Raw genomic sequence first — 21,111 nt, 5'->3', positions numbered from 1 at the left:
ACCAGCTTGAATACTCTTCGCAAATTGATCATAAATCGTTGAAAGTGATCATAAAAGGTGGATTGTGATCATAACTCTCGGTTTCTGATCATAAACCGCCTCCCATGGTTCCACATCAGCTTCCCCCCACTCTAATTTCTTTATCATAACGAATCCATCCTTTTCATAGACTGGGAGGTGAAGAGACTGTGTGGAAAGGATGATTCCTATTATGAACAAAACAAAAAAGCTCATTGCGATCTGTCTTTCATCTACAGAAGAAAAAAATGGCTATCCTTTGCGAAGAGCGTTACGAGTTGCAGAAGAACTTTCTTCAGAAGCAACCATTGTTTTCATTACACAAGTTGCAACTCCCGATATACCAACTATGTATCGGTCGATGGAAGCCAATAATCATCGTACCCTTCTTCAAGTACTATCCTTTTTAAAACCGGATCTACTCGTTCGAGATACGGGGAGTACAATTAAAGAAGAAGTTGAGGCCATCTCTCGACTCGTTCCTGCTAGTTTACACTTCGATGATTTCGGAGAAGGCGGACAGCAAGCCGATTTTGTAATCCAAACATTATATGGAGAAACCGAACATGATGTTACGAGTCCAATCAAAACAGGCATTCAAACGTTTTTACCTGATGCACGCTGTGCGGACTTGCGTTCAAAAAGAGATCGGCATGTGTTCGGTGATCCCCCTCGCCTTCTCATCGCATTCGGCGAGAATGATCCTGGTAACTTAACATTTCGTTCTTTCCGTCACGTGATGAATTTGCAAATCCCACTCAATGTGACGATCTTGCTCGGCAAGTCCTATGAACACGACGCGAGTACACTCCAAATGATGGCACTGAGCCGTAGAAATACAACTGTCAAAAAGGCTCCACACGATTTTCTTGAGCTGGCGGCAGAAGCGGATATTGTGCTATGCGGCGGAGGCTATATGCCATACGATGTTGCCTGTCTCGGAGTACCTTGTATTGTACTCGCACAAAGCACCTTCGAATCCGAGTTGCGATTCCCAATCGACCGTGATGGATTCACACATTTAGGCCTTGGACGCAAAGTGAAGCAATCCAATTTGTTGAATGCAATCATGGAGCCACTTCTGCACGACTCTCTTCGTAAACGGGACGTCGATCGTCAGCTCGCTTTACCACTTGGTGAGGAAGCAGAAACTGTGTTTGAAACGGTCCGTTATCTGCTCGAACATCCGAAGCGTGCAGTCCCCGGCAAACCCCTACCTGATGTGGTAAACTGAGGAAAAGTACACAGGGAGGAATACGGTCATGACTAAATCACAAATCGAATCTGAAATCGCAGAACTTAAAATGGACTATATAAACTTGCAAGGAGACATCGAAAAACTCGAATCTACAGGTCATGGAGATTCTGTCCAAAAATCAGAGGCACGACTTGCAAAAATGGAAGACCGTCTTGCAGAGCTTAATGAGATGCTTGCAGCGCTTTGACTCTAAAGAATCCCAACTAATCTACACAACCATGCAAAAACCTCTTACCTGAAATTAGTAAGAGGTTTTTTATAAATATTGGAGATTTCATCACTTAATAAGATGTCAATTTTAACCACTCTTGTAGCGCATAAATCACGCGCTGTGGACGAGTGAATTTGTTTTGGTATTCTTCCATATCCAATGTGAACAACGCGTCTTCGTTATTCCACAAACGTTCGAAATACGCGTCTAGCTCGCCTGCAAGTTCACTATCCGTAGGAGCGATCACATACAGATCATTCTCCAAATTGTAGTTATCGAGGGTTCGCTCGGTTAAATTGGCAGAACCATTTAAGATGTGCATGTTATCATCGCGTTCGATCATGACGAGTTTCGTATGGTATTGACCGACAACCGTATTGTACCAGCGTACTTCAATTGCACCCTCGCTGTCTTCGACGAGTTTTTGTACAGCAGGTCGATTCGGAAGTCCTGATTTTTGGTTTCCAAAAGAATTTTCGTTCGGATCCAAAATAAGTTTTACTTCCACACCACGCTTTGCGGCTTCAGTCACTTCCTTCACGACATCTGGTTCCGCGATGAAAAACATTCCCATCCGAATGCGATCACCCGATTGCGCAGCGGTTAGTTCATCCATCAATACGTCTTTTATCTTCTTCTCGGTTAAATATTGAACAGCGTACTCTCCGTCTTTCGGCTCTTTCGCTTCAATACGAGGCAATGTTTGCCCAGTCTGTCCCGTTGAATAGTTCAGTACCGCTTCTTCTGCTTCCAATAAATCATTAATAATAGGGCCAGATACTTTAAGTGCGACATTTCCATGGAAACCACTCGCATCATGTGGATTTGAAGACGTCACGAGACCTGCTTTTTCCGTTGCAATCACTTTACGGTGATTCGACTTCACATTCAATAGCTCCACGTAAGATGCTAATCGGAACTTCGGCGCTTCAGAAGCCATTGCATTCGGAATCCATCCTTTTCCACCTATATCTCCAAAGCGGAACAACGTCCGATACAGTCCTGAGTAGAGCGGCATAGAATCGCGTAATGGCTCTAAATCGGTATATACGACTTCCACACCTGCGTCCTTTAACTTTCCGAACCATTTCGATTCGTAGGAGCCATATCCTTTATTGATGGGATCGGTGATGAATACAATCGGCATGTCGGGATGAACCTTCTTTTTCTCGACCAACTTCTTCGTGATCGTCTCCGCAATCTTCGGGAAGTCTAAATTTTCATCTGAATAATGATCCATTAAAAAGAAATCCAGCACGATAAATTCATCCGCTTCGTCAATCATTGAATATACTTCGTCAAAAATATTCAGTTCATGCTTCAAATCGTCTTTCTTCTTTGTCTTCGAGTAGGATAAATCCGTGAAAACCTCTACATCATCAGTCCAATGGACGTCTCCTTCATAATTAACGCCTTTTGGCAAAGGCTTGTATGTATGATATAAAATAACAGCAATATAAATAAGGAGAAAAATTCCTAACGTCAGCCACATAATTTGTTTCTGTTTTTTTGTAAATCTCTTACGTTTTTTTTCTTTCTTACCCATGACTTAGCCTCCACTCCAAAACCATTACTGTAACATTCCCTTTCTAGGCATCTTACAAACTCTGTACCCATATAAAAAGACTTCCCCTATAGTAGGAGAAGTCCAAAATCGATATCATTACGCAATTACAAGTTCGTTAACAGACTGATCTTGCGTTAATAGTTCTTTTAAATATTTTTTCGCACGGAACAGGCGGGATTTCACCGTACCGATAGATACTTGCATCATTTCAGCAATTTCAATGAGGGAGTATTGATTGACATAGAAGTACTCAATCGTTGTCTTATATATCGCGTCTAGCTCATTGATTTTACTTTGAACTGCAGCTCGAAGATCTTGTCTCTCAACGATTTCACCTGGTAGCGGACTACCACTTGGCACTAAATCGAGCAAAGGAATGTCCAAAGTATCCGGCTGGTTCATGACATACTTACTGCGACGTACGTCTTTACGATAACGATCTCTGAACGTATTCATGCAAATCGTTGTCAGCCAAGCTTTCATACGATCTACGCCTTCCATACGATCGCTTGTGCGTACTACTTTAACCCAAACATCTTGCATGAGATCTTCAGCTTCTTCTTTATTCCGTGTCAATTTTAAACATAAGTGATATAAGTATCTGCCATATTCGTCATGTAATTCATTAAGTGTTGGTTTCATCCGATAACGCCTCCGTGTTCTAGCTGTTACGTTTAGTATGCACTAGAACACTCTGCTGAACTATCGGAGTTTCTTTCAGTTACCTTACAAACGTGTAAGGTTGCTGTATATTAGGATTCGTCATCAATCAGTTCTTCCGGACGGCGAGTGATCCGAAGACGTACGATCCGATTGCGGTCCATCTCTTCGATTTCAAATAACAATGGTCCATAAGTGAATCGTTCGCCAGTGTCTGGAACGTGATCGAGCTCCTGGAAAGCGAATCCACCGATTGTTTCGTTTTCAGTCGGCAAGTCGATTCCAAGTAAGCTCACCGCCTCTTCGATTTCAAGACGTCCCTGACAAACCAGTGTATCCTCTGTATGTTCATAGACCATTGCGTCTTCTGCTTCGTCGGTTTCATCTTCAATTTCTTGCCCGATCATTTCTTCAATAATGTCTTCATGAGTTACAATACCAAGCGTTCCTCCATACTCATCCAACACAATCGCCATATGCTTCTTGTGCGCCAGCATCATTTTAAACACTTTCTCGACACTCGCGGTCTGGACAACAAACAATGGATCATGGTCAATCATATCTTCAAACGGTTCTTCCGGTGTGATCGACCATTCGATTAACCGCTTGGAATAGAACACACCGATAATCTTATCGATACTTTCTTCATAGATCGGATACCTTGTATAGAAATACTCGAGAACCGTACTGCGAACGTCTTCATAGCTTGAATCGAGAGGCAGGGCAACGACGTCTGTCCGGTGGGTTCCCATGACGTCTGATACGTCTTTTTCCGGAAAGTCGAGGACTCCTTTTAACCGCAACGATTCCTCTTGTTGGAACGTTCCTTCAGTAGAAGCAAGGTCGACCATTGAGCGTAAGTCCTCTTTCGTCAGAGTTGCTTCCGTCACGGCACCCTTTGATAGAATGCGGATGAAAAGATTAGTAAAGAGCGCTAATAAGTACGTGAGCGGCGTTAGTAGTTTAACAATAACGCGGATGACTGGAGCAACGGTGTATGCCAATTTATCGGCAAACGTTGCGGCGATTGTTTTCGGTAATACCTCTCCGAAAATAATTAGGATAACGGTTAACACTCCAGTCATGAGACCAACATTTAATCCTTTGTCATAAGCAATCATAGTGACAATCGTCGGCATCATAATGTTTGCGACGTTATTACCGATTAAGATTGCTGTAATCATTCGATCTGGTTTCGAAACGAGGGCGCGGAGCCGAATTGCCTTTGGGTCTCCTTGCTCTGCGCGCATTTGAATTTTCATCCGATTAGCGGCAGTAAGTGCAGTTTCACTTCCTGATAAGAAAAATGACATCACCAAAAAGAAAGCAAGTGCGATGAACAAGAGCGATTCCTCCCGAAAAATTCCTGGTTCGTTTCGATTTGCATATATAGACGTATATCTAAGGGTTGAGGTTGCAAACCTAAGACGGCTATAATTTGAATCCGATTTCATAGCTGTTGGAATAGTATAGCATAAGTACCAGAAAGAAAAGGATTCAGAAGTCTCCTCTTTTTCGAATCCGCTCCAATTCTGCTATACTAAAGGAATCAGCATCGTTACAGTGACCCAACCTTTTTGGGCGATTAACTCAATCACTGTCAACGAATGATGGGATTCAGTAGGACTTTTCCAGCTGCAACCTCCCATTTATCCAAATGAAAACGAAAAGGGGTAATTTCATGGCAACGCTTGACCAATTGAATGAGTACTTTGAAAAGAATCGCGACACGCATCTGAATGAGTTGAAGGAATTTTTGAGTATCCCGAGCATTAGTGCGCTATCTGAGCACAAAGCTGATATGCAAAAAGCTGCAGAATGGTTATCAAATTCGTTCAAAGAAGCAGGTCTTGAAAACATCTCCATCGATCCTACTGCTGGGCATCCGGTCGTTTACGCTGACTGGCTTCATGCAGAAGGTCAACCGACGATCCTCATTTACGGCCACTACGACGTACAACCTGTTGACCCATTGCACTTATGGGAAAGTGCGCCATTCGAGCCAGAAATCCGTGACGAGAAAATGTTCGCTCGTGGGTCTACTGACGACAAAGGACAAGTGTTCATGCACGTTAAGGCGGTTGAAGCATTGATGAAGTTAGATAGTAAGCTTCCTATCAACGTGAAATTCATCATTGAAGGTGAAGAAGAAGTTGGAAGTCCGAACCTGGTTCCATTCATTAAAGACCATAAAGAAAAGCTCGCTGCAGATACGATTGTCATTTCGGATACAGCGCTTCACGCTCCAGGTCAACCTGCAATTTGTTATGCGCTTCGCGGATTGAGCGGTGTACAAATCGATGTCTTTGGTGCTAAGAGCGACTTGCACTCCGGAGTGTATGGAGGCGGTATCCAGAACCCGATTCATGCAGTTGCAGAAATTTTGGCGTCATTCCATGACCAAGAAGGAACGATTGCAGTTGACGGATTCTATGATAACGTTCGTAATTTGAGCGAAGAGGAGCGTCAAGCATACAAAGACCTCAACTTCGACGAAGAAGCGCTCAAACAGGAAATCGGTGCTTCTGAGCTGTTTGGAGAGCCAGGCTATTCGTTCCTAGAGCGTACTTCTGCTCGCCCGACTCTTGAAGTGAACGGCGTTTTCGGTGGTTTCAGCGGTGAAGGTATCAAGACCGTGTTGCCTGCAGAAGCAGGAGCAAAAATCACATGCCGCCTTGTTCCGGATCAAGACCCAGCGGAAATCGTTGAAAAATTGAAAGCACATGTTGAAAAGCATAAGCCTGAAGGTGTTAAAGTGACGGTCACACCGTTTGACCAGGGACGTCCGTTCATCACACCATTCGACCATCCAGCACTTACTGCAGCAAGCCGTTCTTACGAGAAAGTATACAATGTGCCAACTGTGTACACACGCGGCGGTGGATCGATTCCAATTGTTGCCGACTTCGATGAAATTCTCGGTTTACCAGTTGTCCTTATGGGCTTCGGTCTTGAAACGGAGAACTTACACGGACCAAACGAACACTTAACACTTGAGAACTTCGACAAGGGATTGCGTGTGCTTGGTGACTATTACCAAGAACTTTCTGCCTTATCTAAAGATGAGTTAAAAAAATAAGATTTTTACCCCCTATTGTTCACAATAGGGGGATTTTTAGTTGGGTAAAGGGGGTATGATTGGTATTTCGGCTTCCATTTACCTACTATCGTAATTTGATTTGTGTCTCGTTGCCGATTCTTTGTCTCATAGTGCTGATTCTTTACTCCATAATGCTGATTTCAAGCGCCATGTTGCCGATATCATCAATTATATTTCCGATTCTTCCTTTTGGTGGGATGAATAAAGTGAAGCAGATGTTAAACCGTCTCGCCCCATCGGATGTCTCAGTGATTTGACCAACCACACAAAAAACCTCTTCCATCAAACTGGAAGAGGCGCGCAATTATTCAGTTGGTTCAGCTTGCCAATACGTGACGATGTCTTCAACCGGCGTACGTGGCTTTGTTTTTGGTAATTCATCAAAGTGACCAAACTGAAGCATGCTAATGATGCGTTCGCCAGGCTGAACGCCTAAGGCTTCGCGAAACTTAGGGTCATCCAGGAATCCCGGTGTTTTCCAGCATGTTCCAATCCCTTTATCCCAGGCGAGCAATTGAATATTTTGTATCATCGTACTTGCCGCTGCAAAGTCTTCTAAACGTTGTTTTTGTCGTGCATCTTCTGGAACGATAACAAACATTGCTGCGCTTGCACTAGTGAATTTGCTCATTTGTTTTTCAAGGGTTTCATCCGACAACTCTTTCCATTTCGGTACACCGAATTCGCGCAAGACGTCTAAAAATTGCTCGTAGTTGTCTTCTGCAGCGAGTACGAAACGCCATGGATTTCGGTTTCCATGATTGGGTGCCCAAATTGCATCTTCTAAGATATCGTCAATTTCGCTTTGTTCAACCGGCTGTCCGTTAAAGCTCTTGATGGAGCGGCGCGAAATAATTGCATCTCTTACTGATAGTGCTTGTTCATCCATTGTTGTATCCCCTTTTGTCATTGATATTCTTCAGTATACATCATTTCAATAATTGGTTTCTAATTTACTTCATGATTTATTAGTTAAGAAAATTCGTCGTTTATCCGGAAGAAAATGTATTTGGCGTTTGGTCGATAGGCGTAGGAATCTTTGTAATCCCAACTTCTTCTTTGTACATCGTAGGTATGAGCATTGACGAGTGGTGACGAGCCGTCTTTAGCAGTCACAATCGTTGAATGATCAAAGCGGCCATCTCCTTGAAAGTCATACAATATGACATCGCCAAGTTGCAACTCTTCAGCCGATTGAACTGGATAGGCAGTCAGTCCTCTTGTTGAACTTCCTAAGTACCAGCGTAGCGAATGGGCTACTGACCAACTAAAACTCCAGTTTGAATTCGTAATCCACCAACCGCGATCTCGTACGGGAATGCCATGCATCGGTGCGCCGCCTGCACGCAGGCACTGTGAAATGAAATTAGTACAATCGACATCGAATGAAGGGTACTGAGGATTTCGCCCATCCCACCATTTGTCCGCATACCAGACTGCAGCTTCGCGGTCATACATCGATTCGCCTCCTCCCCCTATTCTATGTGGGAAAATTGGTTTTCATCCTTAAAATTATACACAAAAAACGCCCGCTTAGCGGACGCTATTACTATGGAGCATACCGGATTCGAACCGGTGACCCCTTCGCTGCCAGCGAAGTATTCTCCCGCTGAACTAATGCCCCGTTCCTTCTAGGAATATCTGTTGGTTATCGACGTTGTTGAATAACGCTAATTTTGCCTCAATCTGATACAATTAAAAGTATAGCAACAAGTGCGTTAGAAGACAATGTTTAGGAGGACGGCTTATGCAACATGCAGAACGCGAACTGACTTCTCCAGTATTGCTTTGTGACAGCAAGGGATTATTAAATCCTGAAGCGGTTGGCTTTGCTCAGAAGCCGATTGTCCAAAGTAATCTGAAAGGACAGTTCCCCAATAAGAAGAAGTGGAATACGTGGACCGTCTATGGAGAAGAAGTCTTGTTCACTGCGACGATCGCTCATTTTGACATCGGTGCTGTGTGTCTTGTCTATTTCCTGGATTATGAGACGGAACGTTTTTTTGAAAAAAGAATTGCCTTGCCCTTCGCACGTCATGTAAAGATGCCTGAAGACGTACTTACAGATAGTAAATTTTTAGATAACCGCCTTTCAATACATGCTAGCCATACCAATGAGGATACGCACTTATCTATTTCCATCCCTGATTTTGACAACGAAACGCTGCATGCCGATCTCCATATTAGCCACCCTTCAGAGGATCAGTCATTGAATGTTGTCATTCCGAAAAACCGGAATACCTTTCAATTCACCGCAAAGCATCATACGCTACCGACTTCCGGCTTTTTAAAGATTGGAGACAAACGATATGAATTCAATCCGGATTATAGTTTTACGGTATTGAATTATACACGAGGTGTTTGGCCAAAAATGACGGAATGGAATTGGGCAATGGCTTCACAACGTTCAGGAGGTCGTCGTATCGGATTGAACTTCGGTGGCAAGTGGACGGATGGTACAGGGTTGACCGAAAACGCTGTATTCGTTGACGGTGCAATGACTAAAATTCATGAAGATGTGATTTTTTCCTTTAATCCTGAACGTATGATGGACCCTTGGACAATCCATACTAAGTTCACAGATTGCGTAGATTTGACCTTCACTCCTTTTTTCGAACGCGAAGCGAGTTCTCATCGAAGGGGATTAAAAGCGGATTTCACTCAAATGTTCGGCTACTTCAGCGGAAAAGTTCAATTGGAGTCTGGTGAACGGTTAGCAGTTCGCCGCATTTTGGGTTCTTGTGAGGCGTTTCAGGCTAAGTGGTAAAACTAATTCCCCACCCACTTTCGTTTAAATTCGTTTGGAAAAAGGTACAGTAGTATCAAAGCAATCGAACTATTCAGAGAGGACGTGAGAAGTTGAATAAGCTAGCAGCAATGGGCTCTGTAGTGTTTGCGAGCGTTCTATTCGTCAGCGGGTGCGGTAATACAGGGAAAGACGCAAACAAAGACAATAGGGAAGAGGCAGACATTGTTACGAATGAGTCAAAAGAAGGCGGCGACCGTGATAACGGTGATGCCTACGGTTTCAACAAATTCGAATTGGAGATCGACGTAGATAACCAAGACGCCATCGATGCGGAGTATAAGGTAGAGAAGAATTTCGATCCGGAGTACCAAAACACTTTGACAAACATCGACTTAGAGGGTGCCAAAGCGATGGATGAGCTGGATAAGATGTTCATCGCCTTAAATCTTCAACATGAAATGTCTGGTGAAGAAGCCCGTGAGAAAATTTTAGAATACTTCCAGATTGACTTGTATTCAAAGTTTAAACTGGATGTCGAGTTTGACGATGGGACAAAGTTGGAATTTGAAGATAAACAGTAAGTAGTTGAAAACCACCGATTTGGTGGTTTTTTTGTTTTAGCAGGTTCTGGGTAAGGATCCAGTTTCTCGGGCGGGTTGGAGTGGTAATGCCCACTTCCCCTCCCTAAACGCGCAGCGGAGCGGAGCACACCAATCAGGCTTGGTTTTGAATTAGGAGGAGATGGATTGGTCGCGAGCTTAGATTCGGACTAAAGAAAGTTGGTTGCCGCGGAAATGAGCGGGTTCCTCATGAAAACTGGCGAGTTCGGACGCAGAACGAGCGGGTTCTCAGGGGAAACGAGCGGGTTCGGGCGCGCAACGATCGGGTTCCCAGGAGAAACGGGCGGGTTCGGACGCGCAACGATCGGGTTCTCAGGGGAAACGGGCGGGTTCAGGCGCGCAACGATCGGGTTCTCAGGGGAAACGGGCGGGTTCGGACGCAGAACGATCGGGTTCTCCCGGGAAACGGGCGGGTTGCCTAATTGGGCTCACCCTCCCTTCATCACACACTCAACACGTAAAAACGCTCCCGCTAAATGGGGAGCGCCTCGGTGTTATAGCTTAGATTGTTGCAACATCGTATAATACATACCCTTTTGGGCGATCAAATCAGATTGACTGCCTGACTCAATTAGCTTGCCTTGATCCATTACATAAATGATGTCTGCCTTCTTCACCGTATTGAGGCGATGGGCAATGACGAAACTTGTACGACCTTCCATGAGTTTTTCAAGTGCAGCCTGAATCTCTAATTCTGTCACCGTGTCAATACTGCTCGTCGCTTCATCCAGTAACAACAGCACTGGATCCGCCACAAATGCACGCGCAATGGACAACAATTGCTTCTGCCCTTGCGAAATTTCGCTTCCATCCGCTGAAAGCAACGTATCGTAACCTTCTCCAAGTCGGCTAATAAATTCATGAGCGTTCGCTTTCTTCGCTGCTTCTTCAATCTCTTCATCAGTTGCTTCGAGTTTCCCATATCGAATGTTTTCTCTCACCGACGCTTCAAACAAGAACGGATCTTGCAAAACAAATGCCGTTTGACTGCGTAATGTCGCCCGTGGAAGCTCGTCAATCGGAATGCCATCTATCAAAATCGTTCCCTTATCCACCTCATAGAATCGGGCAATCAATTGGACAAGCGTCGTTTTCCCAGCACCAGTCGCACCAAGGAGCGCAGCGGTTTCTCCTGCTTTCACGCACAACGAGACATCCTCCACCGTGTAACCATCCGTTTCGGGTGCATAGCCAAATGATACGTTGCGGAATTCGACGTTCCCTCTAAGCTGGATATCTCCATTCAACTCGGCCGCATCCCGTTCAACGTCTTCTCCCATAATGGAAAATACTCGTTCAGCGCCTGCAATCGCGGATAGGACTGTATTGAATTGGTTGGCTAAATCGTTCAACGGACGCGTGAATTGACGTGCATACTCCGCGAATACAACGATCGTACCGATTGTTACAATCCCGTCACCCCGTAACGCCAGCAATCCGCCGACTCCCGCTACAATAGCAAATGCCGCATTGTTCAACATATTCATCACTTTTGGGATGAAACCTGAATACGTCAATGCCCAGAATCCGGTTCGTTTCAATCGATCACTTTTCGCGGCAAACTCTTCCTTCATCCGTTCTTCTTGAGAAAAAGCCTTTACAATTCGCTGGCCAGACATCGTTTCTTCAATCATTCCATTCAACTCACCGATTGCTCTTTGCTGTTCCTTAAAAAGAATTCCAGTACGACGAGTGATCCAACGCATCGCAATAAACATGACCGGAACGATCGTCATTGTTAATAAAGTTAGAAGTGGACTAAGATAGAGCATGACCGCAAGTGTTCCACCAAGCGTTAATATACTAGAAAATACTTGGATGAACGATGAATTCAACGTCTGGCTAATATTTTCAATATCGTTCGTCATTCGGCTCATGAGCTCACCGTGCTGACGCTTATCAAAAAAGGAAACGGGCAATTTCTGCAAATGATTAAATAAGCCCGCTCGCAATTTATAGACCGTATTTTGTGCAATACCAACCATCCAGAAGTTCTGGAAATACATCGTCAGCGACGTCCCTGCGTAAATTGATAGCAACAATCCAATTTGCATTGCAAGTCCATCGGTTTTCATCGGAATGATGAAATTATCAATGGTCTGACCGATCAGAAAAGGACCGAGTAGCGTGAGTCCGGAGCTGGCAAGCACTAGAACCAACACTGTTATGAGGAGCCCGCGTTGCTCATCTACGAGCCGCCATACGTTGAGCAACGCTTGCTTCCAGTCCCCCACTTCTTCTTTCTTACGCTTCGTACTCTTTTTCAAATCTTCCCGCTTAATTATCGGTTCGTAACCGAAGGGCTTCCTCACGTTGTTCACCATCGTCCATCACCTCCTCATCCAACTGGGATTCAGCTATTTTACGATACAATGTCGACTGATTCATGAGATGATCATGCGTCCCGTACGCCGCTACTTTCCCTTCATCCAACAAAAGAATGCGATCGGCGCCTTGCGCAGTATGGATTTTTTGCGTGATGACAATCATCGTGGCGCGTTCGCCTTCCAACGCTTCCCACAGCGCATTCTCCGTTTTCACATCGAGTGCACTCGTACTGTCGTCTAGCAGCAAAATCGCGGGCTTTCGGACAAGCGCCCGCGCAATCGATAAGCGCTGTTTTTGTCCGCCAGATAAGTTGACTCCTTTTTGTCCAACACGCGTCTCGTAATTTGCTGGAAAACGCTGAATCGAAGCATGGATCTGAGCCTTTTCAGCTGCAGCTTCTAGTTCGTCTGCCCGTGCTTCTGGGTCGCCCCACGCTAAGTTTTCTCTAATTGTTCCTGTAAAGAGGACCGACTGCTGCGGCACGAGGCCGATTGCATTGCGAAGCTCTTCTAACGGCCAATCTTCAATATTCTTACCATCGAGTAGAATTTCACCAGAAGTTGCGGTGAAAATGCGTGGGATTAAGTTCAACATCGTCGACTTTCCAGATCCAGTCGCTCCCATGACGGCAATTTTCTCTCCTGGGTTAATAGTGAAGGAAACGTTCGATAGAACTTGTTCCGGATGACCAGGATAATGGAATGTAACGTTATTAAAAGCCAAGGCTCCACGACTTTCTTCTTCACTTTCTGTATTTCCTGGAATGATGATTTCACGATCGTCATCTGCAAGCAGCACTTCTTCCATACGCACGGAAGAAGCTTGAGCTCTTGAGAACGCAACAATGAGGAATGAAAACATTGAGAATCCGCCTGTAATACGGAATGCGTAGTTCACAATTGCAACGATTTCACCGACTTGCGCATCGCCTGCTCGAACGACTCCGACTCCGAACCATAAAACTAGCATTAAACTGCCATTCATGATGAGTAGTAAAATCGGCATAATGAGTTCCATCATCCGAAACGCTTTCACCGTATCTTTTCTTAACAAATCCGCAACCTTCGAGAAACGGCTGCCTTCATACACACCACGTAAATACGCTTTAATCAGTCGAACAGCTTGAAGATTTTCCTGAATGACACGATTCACTCGATCCAATCTACGCTGCACATTAGAGAAGTAGCCAACTCCTCTTCGAGCCATAACAAACAAAAAGATGCATAGAAAAGGAACTCCTATCAACAAAAACGAAGCAAGCTTCACGTTAACGAGCATCGCCATCACTAAACTTCCAATTACGACGAGTGGTGCCCGTAGCAAAATCCTAAGACCCATGAACAAAATGTTTTGTGCCATCGTGACGTCACTTGTCAGTCGTGTAATGAGTGAGGACGTCGGAAAACGCAAAAAAGTCGACATGGAGAATGCCTGAATTTGTTTAAATAATGCCTGCCTCAAATCGTAGCCAAAACCTTGCGCCGCGTGGGCAGCGAAGAAAGAGTTTGTGACACCTGATACTAACGCGAGAAGTGCGAGTCCCATCATGATGCTTCCGTAAAGAATAATCGTTTCCCGATCGCCAACAGAAATCCCGTCGTCAATTATTTTTGCAATAAGGAGGGGCTGAATGAGCTCCACACTTAACTCGATTAACATTAAAATAAGTGCAATCACTATTGGCCATTTATATGGCTTTGCATAAGAAAATACAGTTTTCATCGGCATTGTCCTTCCTGAACTGTTTCGTTTAGCGAATTAGTTAATTATACTTAGTATGCCATATTCCTGAATGACTGTATAGCGATTGAACAGAATTATCTGAACCCTATAAACCCCGCTGATTATTTATAAATCTACTTAAAAAAACGCCCTCAAATGAGAGCGTTCAAATAGATTACGTTTTCACTCGTCCCCCGGCAATGGAGATTCCTGTAACACCTAGTAGCATTACGATTGCCCCCGTTAGTTGCCAAGCACCTAGAACTGCTCCGAGCCAGATAACTGATACGATCATCGCCGTCAGCGGTTCGAAACTTGAGAGAATACTTGTTTCAATTGGGGATATGAACTTCATGCTAGCGAGGAACAGCAAGAAAGCAACCGTACCCACGACGATGATACCAAGTAACATCATGGCAATTTTCCAGTCAAGCAAATATTGGAAATCCCGAATCATCATGACAGGGTTTGTAATTAGCAATGCGGCTCCTCCGACAACCATCGCCCAACCGATTGATAGCAAGACGCCCCATTCCTGCATGAGACGAACGGGATAAAGCGTATAGAACGTAAATGCAAATCCGACTGCAACTCCCCAGAATACAGCACTCGGGCTTAAACTAAACCCGGATAACGACCCGTTTGTCAGCAAGAGGAATAGTCCACCTAACGTGACAAACATGCCGATTATTTGCGCAACTGGCGGGACGAATCGCTGCCGTAGCGAAACGAATAGGATGACGTAGATTGGCGATAGGAATTGGAAGAGTGTTGCAATGACTGCATTACTCTGTGCGATTGCTGAGGTGAATGAAAACTGGACTCCTAACATACCTACAACTCCAAATATTAGCATCTGGCGTGCCCATACTTTTTGGCGCCAAGGTCGTGTCACTTGTTTTCCTTTGATTTTCAAATAAGCAAGTAGCAACAATCCCGCTATGAGTAACCGAACTGTTAGCAAAAATGAAACGGACATCTTACTATGCTCAAGCGTCCATTCCATCATCGGACCTGATAGCCCCCATAATGATGCTCCGATAATAATCATCGCTAGTCCTTTTATCCGTTCCATTAATCCACCTTCGTTTCTATAAAGTCTACCTATATCGAATTACTCTTTTTTTATTTTTATTTATAGGTGAAAAGTTCTTAGTTCTCCTATATACTAGTCTTATGAACTAGTTGAAAGGGGAACACAGCATGACCATCTCACGAGAACAGATTGATTTAGGCTTACCTGATATCCGTCGCAGTCTTGATCATTACTATATGGTAACCCGAACTGATGCCGAAGGTCTCGTAATTTCGGTAAATAAAAATTTTCTGAACGTGAGCAACTGGACTCCTAAACGAATTTTAGGTAAAACCATTTGGCAAATGTTTGATGAATCCGAACAAGCACAAGATGCTATCCATATGATTTGGGATCAGCTCAAAGAAGGTAAAACCTGGTTTGGGACTGCTCAAAAGCTGAAACGATCTGGTGAGACGTACTATACGAATTTACTCGCCGTCCCTTCCATGACAGAGGATGGTATGCTAGAGAGCACTATGTTCCTTGAACTGGATATTACCGAAGAAGTACATTTGAAAGAACGTCTCGAACAGATTGCATTCATCGATGTAGAAACTGGCTTAATGAGTCGCCATAAGTTAGAAGTCCTTGTGAATGAAATGATCAAAGAAGAAAAAAGTTTTTCGTTTGTCTATTTGTCCATCGATCATTATTACACACTTAAAGAACTACAGGCGGGGACTGCTGAAACAGAGCTCACTCAAGCCTTTGCAAACCGTCTAAAACGTTACTTCCAAGATAACCCAATTGCGCGTGTCGGGGGTAGTCAATTTGTTATTCTAACACCTTTTGGCGACTGGTACGTCCAAGGATTCTTGGAGTTCCTTGAGCAACAGCCTATCTATGTGGGCAACGAAGCCTTACCTCTTTCGATAAGCGGCGGAATCGCACGATACCCAGAAGACCAAAAAAGTTTTGTGAATTTGATTGAAGCATCTGCAATGACGTTGGAGGAAGTCCGGCACCAAGGCGGCGGCAAAATTGTTTCTTTGTCCGCTGCTTCTCACAAAGTGCTTGACCGTCGTTCTCTCATTAATCGTAAATTGTTAACTGCACTTGACCATAACGCGTTGCAAGTCGTCTATCAGCCACAATATGACATTGCTTCAGAGGAAATCTCGGTCTATGAAGCACTCGTACGATGGGAAGACAACGAGCTTGGCACTGTAACACCCGATGAGCTAATTCCAATTGCTGAGGCAAATGGTCTAATCGCCAATATTGGTTCGTATGTACTGACCGAAGCAGCAAAATTAGCTGTAAAGTTGGAAGAGAAGGAAGGCCACCCCCACGTCTCAGTTAATACATCAGTTCGTGAGTTTTCCAACAACCCGATGAAAGACAACATTCTCAGTATCCTGCAAGAAACGTCTTGCCGTCCCGGTCAGCTTGAGTTGGAAATCACGGAGAAGTTTGCGTTCCAAGCTGAGGAAGAGCAATCCATCATTCAGCAGATGAAAGAATTACAAGATGCTGGTGTTGAATTCATCCTCGATGACTTTGGTACAGGCTATGCATCGTTCCGCTATATGCAACATTTGCCGATATCAAAAGTAAAGATTGACAAAATTTACATGAACAGCCTGCTGACTCATCCGAAAACGCAGCAACTTGTTGAAGGGATGATTCAATTCAGTAAGTCGATGGGGTTATATACAATCGCCGAGGGAGTCGAACATAAAGCACAATACGACTTGCTAAAAACGATGGGAATCGACGCTGTCCAAGGCTATTACATCGGTGCGCCTGTGTCTGCAGAAACTCTATTGAAATGAACCTAACAAAAAGAGCTTTTCCGAACGCCCTCACAAGGCGAACGGAATTGCTCTTTTTTATGGAGTAGGTTGTCATTTCGATTTGAATCGTTGCGTCTTATCCCATCCGATTACTTGTCGATTCTTCTTCGCTTTCACATACAAAATTAGGCTCCGCACGAACAAATACGAAAATAACTGCGCATACGTGAAATACATGATGACACTGATGAACACGTTGAGTGGCGTGAAGGTCCGCTGTGTCGCTTGGGCGGCAAACAGCTGCGTCGTGTACACAATGTATGCTAAATACCAGATGAACAGCAATGGATACGTATACTCGATATAGAAGATGTCCAAGATACCAAGGGCAAACCACACATACGAAATAATGAGGAACAGCCAGAAGATTACGTAAACGAGTAACTGGTGAATTGAATGCACGAGTAACTTCCCTTTAAAATAGCCCGGTTCCGTTAAGGTCTTCTCAACAATGTATAAGTTCCCTTGTAACCAGCGTGTCCGTTGTTTCAAGTAGACTCCTAGCGTTTCAGGCTCTTGCTCCCACGTAATGGAATCAGGGACAATTGGCAAATAATATCCCGCCTTCGTGATTCTCAGTGTCAGTTCTGCGTCCTCAGCGATGGCGTATGGGTCATACCCGCCTAGTTCTTCTATGACACTGCGTTTAACGAGCATATTCGTTCCAGTCAAAGAGCCCGTTTTAAACAACTGCCAACGCCCCGATTGCATGAGCAATTGAAACACTTGAAACTCAATTGATATCATTCGAGTCAGCCAATTCTTTTGTTCGTTAATCGTCCTCACATAGCCAACAGCGCCTGCGGACTGCTTGTTTTTCTCAGCCGTCGCAACTAGCTTAATGAGCGCTTCGGGATCAGGCTGATTATCCGCGTCATAAACACAATAGTATTTATTTGATGAAATACTCAATCCATAGTTGAGCACACGTGATTTCCCACGAGGTTCACCAGGTGGTACCTGAATATGGTGGACGTTTTTGAAAGTTGCTGCAAAATCTCCTGCAATGTCTCCGGTTTCATCTGACGAATTATCGTTCAACACATATATTTGCAAATCTCCCGGGTAATTAAGTGCCGTCATCGCTTCGATCGTATCTTTGATGACGACTCCTTCGTTATGCGCGGGTATTAAAATATCAACTCCAGGATAAGACTCCAGTTCCGGAATCTCCTGCCTCTTTAATCGATTGTATAGTCCCGCAAGTGTCAATAGTGAGTAGTAACCTAATAATGTTAAAAACAAAGCAGTTGTGAAAAACAATAGGATTCTCACATTTAAAATCGCTGCCATAACAAGACCTATTAGAAAAACGATCGCTAAGCTGAGCAGAATTAGAAGACGCTTATTCATCGAATCACCAACAATTCTTCAATGGAATGCTCCCCTTCGATTTGACGGACGTTCCAGTTAATCTGCTCGAATGCACCCTCATCGATTTGTCGCTGCATTGCTTCTTTTAACCGTCCTTCGACAATCTTGAATCCTTCATCGCTTATATTCTGCAATAACACAACAATCGTTTTGTCATCAAAATGCCCTACAAGATCATAATGCTTTCGCAATGTACCGTAGATGACTGACGAGCAAGCAATCAGTGCTCGTTTGCGTGTCACTTTTCGAATTTCCGATAAATCCACTTGAACGAAATAGCCGGGCTCCACATGTCTCGCCATTGTAGACAACACTATGGAAGATTGTTTTTCAAATTCTCTTTTCGTCAATACGCCATGTTCAGAAATATATTCCTGTAACTCTTCAAGACGATTTTTCAAGGCAGTATTTTCTGACCGATACGAATACACGTACTTTGCAATACTGTAAAGAGCAAAGAGATGTAGTAAAAATAAAAAATGCGTACCAATCCCGGCTGCTTGCTCACCTGGAGACCATCCTTCTGTAAATGCCCGGTACAAAAAGTAGAAAACTGTTGTTAACGTAAATAATATAAAAGCGAAAAAAGCCATGCGGTCAGTCACTATAAAAAAGAGGACGGCAACCCCAACAAAACCAAGCATCACGTACAATGAATTCTGATCACTTTGCAACCATAGTAACACCATAGCAGATGCTAACCAAACAGTTGCAGCTACCGGCATTTGTAGTCGTTGCCATAGGGTAACACTCTTCACATCAACATCCCCCCATTTGATACTACTATTAATCTTACTCTTCCCTAATAGTATATTCAAAAACACATGAGGTTTGCTAGTGCTTCTTATGGGAATACTTTGACTAGATACCTGGTAAGGAGGATTTTGCAGATGTCAAAAAATAAATACGAAAAGATCGATGAAAGCGTAAAACCCCAGACTCAGGAGCAGCAACCTGGCGTGGAAGAAGAGATGTCACCTCAGCCGATTTACGACGATGAGCTGTATAAAGGTTCCGGAAAGTTAGCCGGGAAGAAAACGCTAATCACCGGAGGAGATAGCGGAATCGGTCGTGCAGTGGCCGTCGCTTTCGCAAAAGAAGGCGCAGATGTCGCGATTGCTTACCTCAGTCCGGAAGAAGATGTGGATGCGGATAAAACCGTTGAACTCATTGAGAAATATGGTGGAAAGGCGTTTGCAAAAAGAATAGACATTAGTGAAGAAGAAAACTGTGAAACGTTAGTGGAAGCTGTCGTTGAAGAATTTGGCGGCCTTGATGTGCTCGTGAATAATGCCGGAAAACAATTCCCACAAAAATCACTGCTTGATATTTCTGGGGACCAATTACGCGAAACTTTTGAAACGAACTTTTTCGGCCTGTTTTATTTAACTAGATTCGCGTTGCCACATCTGAAGGAAGGAAGCTCGATTATCAACACTTCTTCAGTCACCGCTTACAATGGTTCTCCAGGATTGCTCGATTATTCAGCAACAAAAGGCGCCATTACAACGTTCACGCGCTCACTAGCCTTGAACTTAGCGGACCAAAAAATTCGTGTGAATGCAGTTGCACCAGGCCCAATTTGGACTCCACTCATCCCTTCGACGTTCGATGCGAAAACCGTTGAAAAGCACGGAGACGATACACCGATGAAGCGTCGCGGCGAGCCTGCGGAAAACGCACCCGCTTACGTGTTTCTCGCTTCGAACGATTCCAGCTATATGACTGGTCAAACGATTCACGTCGATGGCGGGGACTTTGTTGGATCGTAATAAGTTATAGACAGCAGCGACTCCTCATGTTGGGAGGCGCTGCTTTTTTTAATTGGACGTGTTGAAAATTGCTAAGAGTTTTTCAGGGGAACGTAATCGATACAAGTTGTTCGTATTCGTGACTTTCATCATAGAGCCCACTTCTTCTCCTACATACAGCCACAAATAATACTCATTCTTCCCAATCGTAACTTTATAGTTTGGATCGGCGACATCTACAACACCTGGCAGTTTTTTAGCTGTCCACACAGCGCGCTGAAACGTGCGCGCATCGGATAATTGAGTAATTTCCCTTTCCGAATTAGGAACAACCTCATTAAATGACCTCATTTGTTCAACAGTTACATGCTGTTTTTGTTGACAAAAGTACGCTCCCGCTAGAGCGAGTAACAACACTATGCCAATGATGAGTATCGATTTCCACTTTGCGTCCATGTTCTCCCTCCCAATTTTTTTAGTAGACGAAGGAAATTTGAGAAGGTTACAAGTAGTTTGACACGTTGGACAACGGATTGTAGTACACGGTGAAATTGAACATTCAGGAGTGGTGCAATGCTACCAATTCATCCTTTCATGCCGTTGAATTGTGTCCCGTTATCGACAAACTCTCCTATGTGTCGGACAAATCCAACTGAGTGAAGGAGAAACCGACGCAAGTGATGGACACCCCCACCTGAGTAATCGAGAACGCAATTTACACCGGTCACAGTCTTGTCGTCACCGACACAGACCCGCTCGTCCCTCAAAAAAAGTGGACAACACAGTCCATATCTCTACTTTTCACAAAACACCTCGGAATCGTCTGTGGATAACCCCGATTCCATCCCCAGCTGGGTATAACTTCGTCGTCACCCGTCG

Annotated in this window: 20 protein-coding genes and 1 tRNA gene; 8 read left to right on the top strand and 13 right to left on the bottom strand. The window is 44.2% G+C overall.

The annotated features are described in order from the left end of the window. The first annotated feature begins 211 nt into the window (after nt 1-211). Nucleotides 212-1,252: a hypothetical protein gene (locus tag N693_RS18800; protein ID WP_156028853.1), complete on the top strand. Its 1,041-nt coding sequence runs from the start codon at nt 212-214 to the stop codon at nt 1,250-1,252. 28 nt (nt 1,253-1,280) lie between these two features. Next, the gene (locus N693_RS0102635) at nt 1,281-1,463 is read left to right on the top strand and encodes an SE1832 family protein (RefSeq protein WP_025783237.1); all 183 of its coding nucleotides are present in this window, start codon (nt 1,281-1,283) and stop codon (nt 1,461-1,463) included. A gap of 94 nt (nt 1,464-1,557) precedes the next feature. On the opposite strand, the gene N693_RS0102630 is transcribed toward N693_RS0102635, so the two are convergent. From N693_RS0102630 to N693_RS0102620, 3 genes are all read right to left on the bottom strand, one after another. Further along, nucleotides 1,558-3,033, bottom strand: coding sequence for a phospholipase D-like domain-containing protein (locus N693_RS0102630; protein WP_025783236.1), 1,476 nt, complete (start codon nt 3,031-3,033; stop codon nt 1,558-1,560). Between the two features lie 117 nt (nt 3,034-3,150). Continuing rightward, nucleotides 3,151-3,696 (bottom strand): RNA polymerase sigma factor, encoded by a 546-nt coding sequence (locus N693_RS0102625; RefSeq protein WP_025783235.1) that lies wholly within the window; start codon nt 3,694-3,696, stop codon nt 3,151-3,153. A gap of 110 nt (nt 3,697-3,806) precedes the next feature. After that, entirely contained in the window at nt 3,807-5,057 is a 1,251-nt protein-coding gene (locus N693_RS0102620; protein ID WP_025783234.1) for a hemolysin family protein, read from the bottom strand. A gap of 338 nt (nt 5,058-5,395) precedes the next feature. Between N693_RS0102620 and N693_RS0102615 the strand changes: the two genes are divergently transcribed. Further along, nucleotides 5,396-6,793 (top strand): dipeptidase, encoded by a 1,398-nt coding sequence (locus tag N693_RS0102615; protein ID WP_025783233.1) that lies wholly within the window; start codon nt 5,396-5,398, stop codon nt 6,791-6,793. A 142-nt stretch (nt 6,794-6,935) separates the two neighbouring features. On the opposite strand, the gene N693_RS20125 is transcribed toward N693_RS0102615, so the two are convergent. The 4 genes from N693_RS20125 to N693_RS0102595 all read right to left on the bottom strand — a co-directional run bounded on the left by N693_RS20125 (nt 6,936) and on the right by N693_RS0102595 (nt 8,438). Continuing rightward, nucleotides 6,936-7,079 carry a hypothetical protein gene (locus N693_RS20125; protein ID WP_156028852.1) on the bottom strand — a complete coding sequence of 48 codons (144 nt, stop codon included), beginning with the start codon at nt 7,077-7,079 and terminating at the stop codon, nt 6,936-6,938. A gap of 39 nt (nt 7,080-7,118) precedes the next feature. Beyond that, nucleotides 7,119-7,703 carry a nitroreductase gene (locus N693_RS0102605; RefSeq protein ID WP_025783232.1) on the bottom strand — a complete coding sequence of 195 codons (585 nt, stop codon included), beginning with the start codon at nt 7,701-7,703 and terminating at the stop codon, nt 7,119-7,121. Between the two features lie 83 nt (nt 7,704-7,786). After that, complete coding sequence (locus N693_RS0102600; RefSeq protein WP_025783231.1) at nt 7,787-8,272, bottom strand: amidase domain-containing protein; 486 nt, start codon at nt 8,270-8,272, stop codon at nt 7,787-7,789. 94 nt (nt 8,273-8,366) lie between these two features. Then, a tRNA-Ala gene (locus N693_RS0102595) sits at nt 8,367-8,438 on the bottom strand. A gap of 123 nt (nt 8,439-8,561) precedes the next feature. On the opposite strand from N693_RS0102595, the gene N693_RS0102590 reads away from it, so the two are divergent. The 3 genes from N693_RS0102590 to N693_RS20120 all read left to right on the top strand — a co-directional run bounded on the left by N693_RS0102590 (nt 8,562) and on the right by N693_RS20120 (nt 10,708). After that, nucleotides 8,562-9,581: a DUF2804 domain-containing protein gene (locus N693_RS0102590; RefSeq protein WP_025783230.1), complete on the top strand. Its 1,020-nt coding sequence runs from the start codon at nt 8,562-8,564 to the stop codon at nt 9,579-9,581. 92 nt (nt 9,582-9,673) lie between these two features. Continuing rightward, on the top strand, nt 9,674-10,144 hold the full coding sequence (locus tag N693_RS0102585; protein ID WP_025783229.1) for a YusW family protein: 471 nt from the start codon (nt 9,674-9,676) through the stop codon (nt 10,142-10,144). A gap of 228 nt (nt 10,145-10,372) precedes the next feature. Continuing rightward, complete coding sequence (locus N693_RS20120; protein ID WP_025783228.1) at nt 10,373-10,708, top strand: hypothetical protein; 336 nt, start codon at nt 10,373-10,375, stop codon at nt 10,706-10,708. Here N693_RS20120 and N693_RS0102575 read toward each other — a convergent pair. The 3 genes from N693_RS0102575 to N693_RS0102565 form a co-directional block, all read right to left on the bottom strand. Continuing rightward, entirely contained in the window at nt 10,678-12,507 is a 1,830-nt protein-coding gene (locus tag N693_RS0102575) for an ABC transporter ATP-binding protein (protein WP_025783227.1), read from the bottom strand. The genes N693_RS20120 and N693_RS0102575 overlap by 31 nt on opposite strands. Continuing rightward, a complete protein-coding gene (locus tag N693_RS0102570) occupies nt 12,461-14,233 on the bottom strand; it encodes an ABC transporter ATP-binding protein (protein ID WP_025783226.1) in 1,773 nt (590 codons plus the stop codon). Before N693_RS0102570 ends, N693_RS0102575 begins: the two co-directional genes overlap by 47 nt. Before the next feature lie 175 nt (nt 14,234-14,408). After that, nucleotides 14,409-15,308, bottom strand: a complete 900-nt coding sequence (locus tag N693_RS0102565) for a DMT family transporter (protein WP_025783225.1) — start codon at nt 15,306-15,308, stop codon at nt 14,409-14,411. 128 nt (nt 15,309-15,436) lie between these two features. Between N693_RS0102565 and N693_RS18795 the strand changes: the two genes are divergently transcribed. Further along, a complete protein-coding gene (locus N693_RS18795; RefSeq protein WP_051508674.1) occupies nt 15,437-17,086 on the top strand; it encodes an EAL domain-containing protein in 1,650 nt (549 codons plus the stop codon). Between the two features lie 72 nt (nt 17,087-17,158). Here the strand turns inward: N693_RS18795 and N693_RS0102555 are convergent, their stop codons facing one another. Further along, nucleotides 17,159-18,460, bottom strand: a complete 1,302-nt coding sequence (locus N693_RS0102555; RefSeq protein ID WP_025783224.1) for a glycosyltransferase — start codon at nt 18,458-18,460, stop codon at nt 17,159-17,161. Continuing rightward, entirely contained in the window at nt 18,457-19,239 is a 783-nt protein-coding gene (locus tag N693_RS0102550; protein ID WP_025783223.1) for a hypothetical protein, read from the bottom strand. Before N693_RS0102550 ends, N693_RS0102555 begins: the two co-directional genes overlap by 4 nt. 132 nt (nt 19,240-19,371) lie before the next feature. On the opposite strand from N693_RS0102550, the gene N693_RS0102545 reads away from it, so the two are divergent. Next, entirely contained in the window at nt 19,372-20,253 is an 882-nt protein-coding gene (locus N693_RS0102545; RefSeq protein WP_025783222.1) for an SDR family oxidoreductase, read from the top strand. 48 nt (nt 20,254-20,301) lie between these two features. Here N693_RS0102545 and N693_RS0102540 read toward each other — a convergent pair whose 3' ends face one another. Then, nucleotides 20,302-20,688, bottom strand: a complete 387-nt coding sequence (locus tag N693_RS0102540; protein WP_025783221.1) for a hypothetical protein — start codon at nt 20,686-20,688, stop codon at nt 20,302-20,304. Between the last annotated feature and the right edge of the window lie 423 nt (nt 20,689-21,111).

Source organism: Sporosarcina sp. D27 (assembly GCF_000586555.1).
In the GTDB taxonomy this organism is placed as follows: Bacteria; Bacillota; Bacilli; order Bacillales_A; family Planococcaceae; genus Sporosarcina.
This window is presented reverse-complemented; position numbering and strand designations above follow the sequence as displayed.